The organism is Pseudomonas sp. NFX15 (genome assembly GCF_049132105.1).
Lineage (GTDB): Bacteria > Pseudomonadota > Gammaproteobacteria > Pseudomonadales > Pseudomonadaceae > Aquipseudomonas.
The window spans coordinates 1-6,778 of the sequence record NZ_JAFMPV010000051.1 but is presented as its reverse complement, the minus strand read 5'-3'; the positions used below and the strand labels follow the sequence as shown (position 1 = coordinate 6,778).

Here is a 6,778-nt window from a genome sequence, read left to right as displayed (position 1 = left end):
GTACTTCATTTCCACGACCAAGCGCACAGCTTCCGCCTTCTCTTCGGCAGTAACGATCCGAAATCCCATGATGCTTCCTTAGGCTGATACTCCTACATCATGGTCCATAAATATTGAGCCACAACAGCTTGCCAGCGAAGAAGTCACCTGATCCGGCATCATCATTGCCTGACACACCGCCTTCGCGGGCAAGCCCGCTCCTACAGGGGATCGCGTAGTCGCAAACACCACATGACCTTGTAGGAGCTGGCTTGCCAGCGAAGAGGCCACCTGATCCGGCATCATCATTGCCTGACACACCGCCTTCGCGGGCAAGCCCGCTCCTACAGGGGTTGGTTCAAGACAACACTTCAACCACCGGCATTTTCCAACGTTGATCGACCACCTGCTGACCCGGCCCATACAGCCGCAGGATCAGGGTGAACGCCCCGCTTGCCGGGGTCGGCAACCAGTTGTTTTGCTCAGGCGGCGCGGTGTCCTGCAGGATCAAGGTCAACCCGCCGTCCGCATCCTTCTGCAACTGATCGCGGCTGCTCAGGCAGTAGCGGTTGATCGTGTTGGCCACCAGTTGCCGGTCCGGCAAGTCATACAAGGTCAGCGACCAGAACTCGCTGGCTGGCGGCAATTGCCCCGGCGCGAAATGCAGGCGATAGCTGCGCCCGCCCTGCAACGGCTGGCCTTGGCTATCCAGGCGAGCGCCGGTGTAGAACGCCTCTTCCACGCTGTTGCCGTAAATGCCGACACTCGCCGCGACGGCGCGGTTGAGGTAGTTGCCGTTCAGTGCTTGGCGAGTACCGAACAGGCCCAGGGTGGTGCGCACCTGGCTCACGGCCGTTTGCAATTGCAACTGGGCATCCTGGATCCCGGCAAGCAGCGCCTGGCGCGTGGCCTCCGGTAACGTCGCCGGGTCGAACGCTTGACCGGGCACGATGCCGATGCGGGCAAAGCGTTCGCGCAAGACTTGTTCGGACGGTTGCGTCGGGCACAGGCTGAGGATTTGGTTCAACGCGGGAATAAATTCCAGTCCCAAGCCTGTCTTGCTGTCCCAGGGTTGCCAGGCAATCGCCGGCGCCGCCACGGGCGCTGGGCTGCCGGTGTATTCATGCAACGAGCGCAACCCGTATTCGCGCTGCAAGGCGCGCACCGCCGGCAAGTCCGCGGCGTTTTTCAGGCCCGTGCGCCCGAGCAGCATGACGATTTCGGTTTCACTGCGCAGTACGGCCTTGACGCCATCCGGGACCTCGCCTTCCCAGCCGGGTCCGGCGATCAGGTAATTGCCCGCATCGCGACCGGTGCTGAGCACGCCGACATAGGCAAAGTTGTGGGTGTACTGGTCGACCAGTTGCATGACGTAATAACGGTCGGCCGGCACGGCTGGCACGCTCAACACCTGCGGTTCGCTGCGCAGGTCGAGCCAGGCCCAGGAATACGGTGTGTCGTTGTTCGGCGTGACGATGTCGCGGTTGTTCGGGGTGAACAACTCGCTGTAGTGACGGAAGCGATTGAAGCCGCCGACGTATTCCGGCGCCGCCGGGTTGAGCGCCTGTTTTTCCATGGTCTGGTAATGCATCAGCATCGGGTAGGCGTAGATCCACGCCTGCTGCGCAATGACCCGGGGATCATCGGAATCAGCCGCCAGCAACCACTGTGGAAACATCAGGCTTGCTCCCAATACACCCATGCCGCCCAATACGCGGCGTCGGCTGAATATCAGGTTCATGATTCGATCCTTGCAATCGTTGGCAATTGATAACTCCCATCCAGCGCCGCGCCCTTGGGCAGGTACAGGCGCAACAGCAGATTGAACGGCCCGGTCGGTGTCGGCAGCCAGTTGCCCGGCGGCGCCGTCTTCGGTGTATCGGTTTGCAGGATCAAGGTCAAGCCACCATCGGCGTCGTATTGCAAACCGGGGCTGCGGTCGCCCAACGCGTAACGCTGGATCGGGTTGGCCACGAGCAGTTGGGTTTTACCGTCGTACAGGGTCAGCGACCAGAACGCATTCACCGGCGGCAACTGCCCGGCAGCGAAATGCAGGCGATAGGCATGCTGGCCGCTGAGCATCTGCCCTTCGGCGTCGTGCAGCGCCATCGGGTACAACGCCTCTACGGCATCGTTGGCGTAGATGTAGCGCCAGGCGACGGCGGCACGGGTCAGGTCGTCGTCGCCGAACTTGCCGACGTTGGACGGTGACGGCAACCAGCCCTGCCGCTCCACCGACAATTGGCTGGATGCTGCGCGCACCTGCTCGCGACCGGCTTCGGCGCCTTGGGCGACGGCATCGCTGACGTGCGCAGGCGGTTGGAATTCGACGCCGGGCTTCACGCCGATGGCGGCGAAACGGGCGAGTTTTTTCTGCTCGGACTCCGTCCATTGATGCAGCGGTGCCAACGCGTTGAAGGTGGTGAACAGCGCCTGCGCCGCTCCTTGCCGGGTGTCCTGGTAGGCAGGCAGTTGCAACGCGGGCAACGGCTCGGGCACCGCATGGCCGAGTATTTTTGACAACGGTTGCAAGGCATAGCCTGTCAGCACTTGCGCGGCATCCTTCAAATCCGCTTCGCCCTTGACCTCGGTGCGCCCCAACAGGAACACCAGTCGGCTTGGCGAATGGATGACCCCGCTGATGCCCGGCGGCACGTCGCCCTGCCAATCCGGCCCGGCGATCAGGTAGCGGCCGGCCTTTTCACCGGTGGCGCGGGTGCCGATGTAGTCGAGGTTGTCGGTGCGCAGGTCGACCAGTTGAAAGCTGTAGTAGCGATCACGCACGGCTGGCACGTCCAGCACCACAGGTTCGCTGCGCAGGTCGAGCAAGGCGCGGGAGTAGAAGGTGTCGTTGTTGGGCGACACCACTTTGTTATCTTGCGGCCCCAGCAAACGCGGCTCGCTGTAGAGCCGGTTGAATGGCAACCGGGCGGCAATGGCGCTGAGCACCTTGTCGTGTTCGGCCGTGGCGAAGGCGAACACGTAGGCCTCTTGCGCCATGGCCTTGGCTTGCTGTGGATCGAGGGGTGCGGCGTGAGCAGTGCCCAGGGTCGTGCCCAGGGCCAGAGCGGATATCCAGTTGCGCATGGCAGGTCTCCTGTCAGATAAACATCCACACACCGGCCCCTGTGGGAGCGGGTTTGTCCGCTCCCACAGGGGCCGGAGTGTGGTGTCGAGAAAATTACTTCGCCCAGCGCCGCAGGTCCGACGGCGTGTAGTCGTCGGTCTTGGCGGCGAAGCCCACCCGCATCGGTTCGGTCTCTTCGTTGGCCAGGCCACCGGCGTAGTAGCGGCCGGAAATCAGGTCATAGGAGGTTTCCAGCACGTTGTAGGTGAAGCCGTGATCGTATTGCTGGATCGCGTGCAGTTCACCGCTGCGCCACAGTTCGCCGCGGCTGTCGTACTGGTCCGACTGTGCGATCTGCCAGCTGTCCTCGTCTATATAGAAACGACGTTTGGCGTAGAGGTGCCGGGCACCCGGCTTGAGGGTCGCTTCGACGACCCACACGCGGTGCTTCTCGTAGCGGGCCAGGTCCTGGTTGACGTGGTTGGGCTTGATCACGGCGTCGTACTTGAGGTCACGGCTGCCGATCTTGTAGCTGTTGTAAGGAATGAATAGCTCCTGCTTGCCCACCAGTTTCCAGTCGAAACGATCCGGCGCACCGTTGTAGCCGTCGATGTTGTCGGCGGTGATCAGGCCGTTGCTGTAACGCGCGCTGTTGTCGTAGGCGAGCATCGGTGCGCGACGTACGCGACGCTGGCCCGGCAGGTATTGCCAGGCCGAACGCGGCTCGGCGACCTGGTCGATCGGCTCATGCACCAGCACCGCTTCGCCGGACAGACGCGCCGGTTCCAGCACCCGGCTCTTGAACATGAACAGGATGTTCGAACCCGGTTCCAGCCCCCCCACGGTGTCGGCGAAGTTGATCAGCGACTGGTTGCGCACGTAACTGGTGGCACCGTTTTCGCGCACCAGCGCCGAGCTGCTGATGCGCTCGTAGCTGCCGCCGCGATAACGGGTCATGTGGTTCCACATTACCTCCAGCGCTACGGTCGGCAGTGGGAACGGAATGCCCTTGGCGTAGTCATGCAAACCGTTGCCGCCATCGGCCATGGTGGTTTTGGCGACGTTGTCGCGACTCGCCGCCAGCACATCCTTGGGCAGGTTGGCGCTGCGATGGGTCGGGTAGATATTCATCTTGTAGCTGTCGGGGAAACGCTTGAACAACGCGATTTGCCCAGGGCTGAGAAACTTCTCGTACTGCGCCAGGTTTTTCGCCGTGACCGTGTACAAGGGTTTTTCGGCGGCATACGGGTCGCTGTAGCCGCCCTTGCTGTCGACAGTGCCGGCGTTGCTCGCCAGGCCACCGGTCCAGGCCGGAATACTGCCGTCGGCATTGGCCGCCATTTCCGAACCCATGGGGGTCAGGGTCTTGCCCAGTGGGGCCGGGTCGGTGCCTTTGGCCTGGGCCAGGCCGACGGTGCAGGCCAGGGCCAGCACGCACAATTGCATACGCATAACGGTTCTCCTTAGAAGTCTGCCTTGAAGCTGACGGATGCGAAGTCGCGGTCGTCGAGGGTGCTGTAGTCGTTGGAACCGAAGAACGCGTTGTAAGCCAGTTCCACGCTGTAATCGTTCATGTAGACGCCGGTCAGGCTCAGGCCCAGGGCCTGTTGGCCTTCCTGGAACGGCCCTTGCGGGTCGTAGGAATAGCCCTTGACGTCGTGTCGCCAGTTGACCGCCGGAATCAGGTTGATGCCCGGCAGCACGTCGCTGTATTCGAGGCTGGCACGCAGGCGATAACCCCACGACCAGTCGGTGGCAAAGCCCTTGTCGGTGCAGTACTGGTTGGTGACGCCGGAGGCCATGGTGTTGCACAGCGTGCCGTTGCGTGGTGCGCTGCGACCGAACGCGGCATTGCGGCCCAGGCGCTCGTCGCCCAGATCGTCGATGTGCACGACCCCTGCTTCACCGAACAGGCTCAGGCGCGTGGCACCCAGCACGTTGTCGATGGCCTGGGTGGCCGAGCCGGTCATCTGCCAGACACCCTTGCGCTCCCACGCGTCGAACTGGCTGCCATTGGTGGTGCTGAAGCCTTGCGGCAAATCCACCCAGGAACTGCCGCCCGGCCCGGAGATCACCGCGACGTTGACGTCGGGCGCGTTGATGGCAATCGGCATGTTCGGGCGATAGCTCAGCTCGCCGGCCAGGGAAATCCCGGTGACCGGCTCGACGCCGTTGAGGCTGACGCCGTACAGGTGAATGTTTTCCGGGAAGGCCGCCGCATAACTCGGCGCCTGGATGCCACCGGGGAAGGTACCGGGCAAGGACGTGTTCCGGGCATCGATGGTGAAATACGGCAGGCGCGAGTGGTAGTTGATGTAGTAGATCGCCGCTTCCGCATCGTTCAGCGCCGGGATCATCTGGCGCAGGGCAAAGCCGAACTGGCCGTTGTCCGACGGCGATTCGTTGCCCCGGGAGGTGGCGTACAAACCGGCGGCCTGCATCTGTTGATCGGTCTGCACCTGGCTCAGGTACAGTGGCCCGCAACCGGGCTGGATCACGTCACTGCTGGCGAAGAAGGTGCCGCAACCGTCGAGAGCACTGGGGCGCCAGTTGTACTGGTAGAAACCTTCAAGGTTGGTGGTATCGCTCAGGCCGAAGCTGAAGGAGACCATCTCTACCGGTAACTGGCCTTCCTTGATCTCCACGCCAGGGCGGTTGAACGCCGAGATGTCCAGCGGGTTGATCACGTTGATGCCGTTCTGGATCAGCAGCGCTTCCCCCCAGGACAACACCTGGTTGCCGACCTTCACGTTCAACGGATGATCGGCCACCTGGAAGTCTTTCCAGACGTAGGCGTCGAGCACCTGGAAGCCCTGGAACTTGGACAGGTCGTTCCAGCCCGAATCATCGAAATCCTTGAAGCGACCATTGCCGGTTTCATAGGCATGGTCGTACCAGTATTTGAAGCGGATGAACGCGCCCTGGCCCTGGCCATCGAGGCTGAAATCGGTGAGCCCCTTGAACAGCTGCGAAATCGGGTCGCCCTTCTCGAAGTTCAGCCGGTTGTCGTCGGCACTGACGCTGGTGCCATTGGCATTTTTGCCCTGGGCCTGCAAGGCATTGGCGCGGGTCATCAGGCTTTTGTCGGGGTTTTGCGTTGACCAACTACTGCCCAGGCTCAGGCTGGTCTTGGTGGTCAGGCTCCAGTCTTCGTTGACGTCAAATGTGGTGGCATAGGTAGGCCCCGTGAGTACAGCAAAAATCGCCAGCGCAAGCGGTTGCGGGCGGATATGGCCAAGCCGGTGAAGCCGCGGTCGGGCTCCGGCAGTGGCCGAGCGTTTTTTTATCATTATTAGGCTCCGGTCAGGTTTGCTCAGCCCGGACACGGTGCCCAACTATCGACGGCGACACGCAAGCGATGGCCGACAAAAAATAATCATGGGGGTCAGGCAGTACCTGATTTGAAAGCACTTGGGGGAGCCTGCTCGCGAAGTGGCCGGCAGATCCAACATTGATGCTGGCTGGCAGGTCGCTTTCGCTGGCAAGCCAGCTCCTACAGGGGATTGGGGGCAGACGCGGATACCGTGCACACCGCTAACCTTGTAGGAGCTGGCTTGCCAGCGAAGAGGCCGGTACATCCAACTTTGATGCATGCAGGCAGGCCGCCTTCGCTGGCAAGCCAGCTCCTATGTATGGACTCGCCCCCACTGTCTACCCGCTTTTGAAAAACCGCTGCCCCGTTGCATCTATGTATTAGGCCTATTCGTGGAAGCCGTCTTCGGCTTCTGGCCA

Annotated in this window: 4 protein-coding genes; all 4 read right to left on the bottom strand. The window is 62.0% G+C overall.

The genetic code is table 11. The annotated features are described in order from the left end of the window. Positions 1-337: 337 nt before the first annotated feature. Complete coding sequence (locus J1D76_RS27730) at positions 338-1,720, bottom strand: DUF1254 domain-containing protein (protein ID WP_421141546.1); 1,383 nt, start codon at positions 1,718-1,720, stop codon at positions 338-340. Then, the gene (locus J1D76_RS27725; protein WP_421141545.1) at positions 1,717-3,066 is read right to left on the bottom strand and encodes a DUF1254 domain-containing protein; all 1,350 of its coding nucleotides are present in this window, start codon (positions 3,064-3,066) and stop codon (positions 1,717-1,719) included. The genes J1D76_RS27730 and J1D76_RS27725 overlap by 4 nt, the downstream gene beginning before the upstream one ends. A gap of 94 nt (positions 3,067-3,160) precedes the next feature. Further along, positions 3,161-4,498 carry a DUF1329 domain-containing protein gene (locus J1D76_RS27720; RefSeq protein ID WP_421141543.1) on the bottom strand — a complete coding sequence of 446 codons (1,338 nt, stop codon included), beginning with the start codon at positions 4,496-4,498 and terminating at the stop codon, positions 3,161-3,163. Between the two features lie 11 nt (positions 4,499-4,509). After that, positions 4,510-6,336 carry a DUF1302 domain-containing protein gene (locus J1D76_RS27715; RefSeq protein WP_421141542.1) on the bottom strand — a complete coding sequence of 609 codons (1,827 nt, stop codon included), beginning with the start codon at positions 6,334-6,336 and terminating at the stop codon, positions 4,510-4,512. Between the last annotated feature and the right edge of the window lie 442 nt (positions 6,337-6,778).

Excerpts from the sequence above, each read along its gene's own strand:
- J1D76_RS27715 (WP_421141542.1), bottom strand. The coding sequence starts at position 6,336 with ATGATAAAAAAACGCTCGGCCACTGCCGGAGCCCGACCGCGGCTTCAC.
- J1D76_RS27730 (WP_421141546.1), bottom strand. The coding sequence starts at position 1,720 with ATGAACCTGATATTCAGCCGACGCCGCGTATTGGGCGGCATGGGTGTA.
- J1D76_RS27725 (WP_421141545.1), bottom strand. The coding sequence starts at position 3,066 with ATGCGCAACTGGATATCCGCTCTGGCCCTGGGCACGACCCTGGGCACT.
- J1D76_RS27720 (WP_421141543.1), bottom strand. The coding sequence starts at position 4,498 with ATGCGTATGCAATTGTGCGTGCTGGCCCTGGCCTGCACCGTCGGCCTG.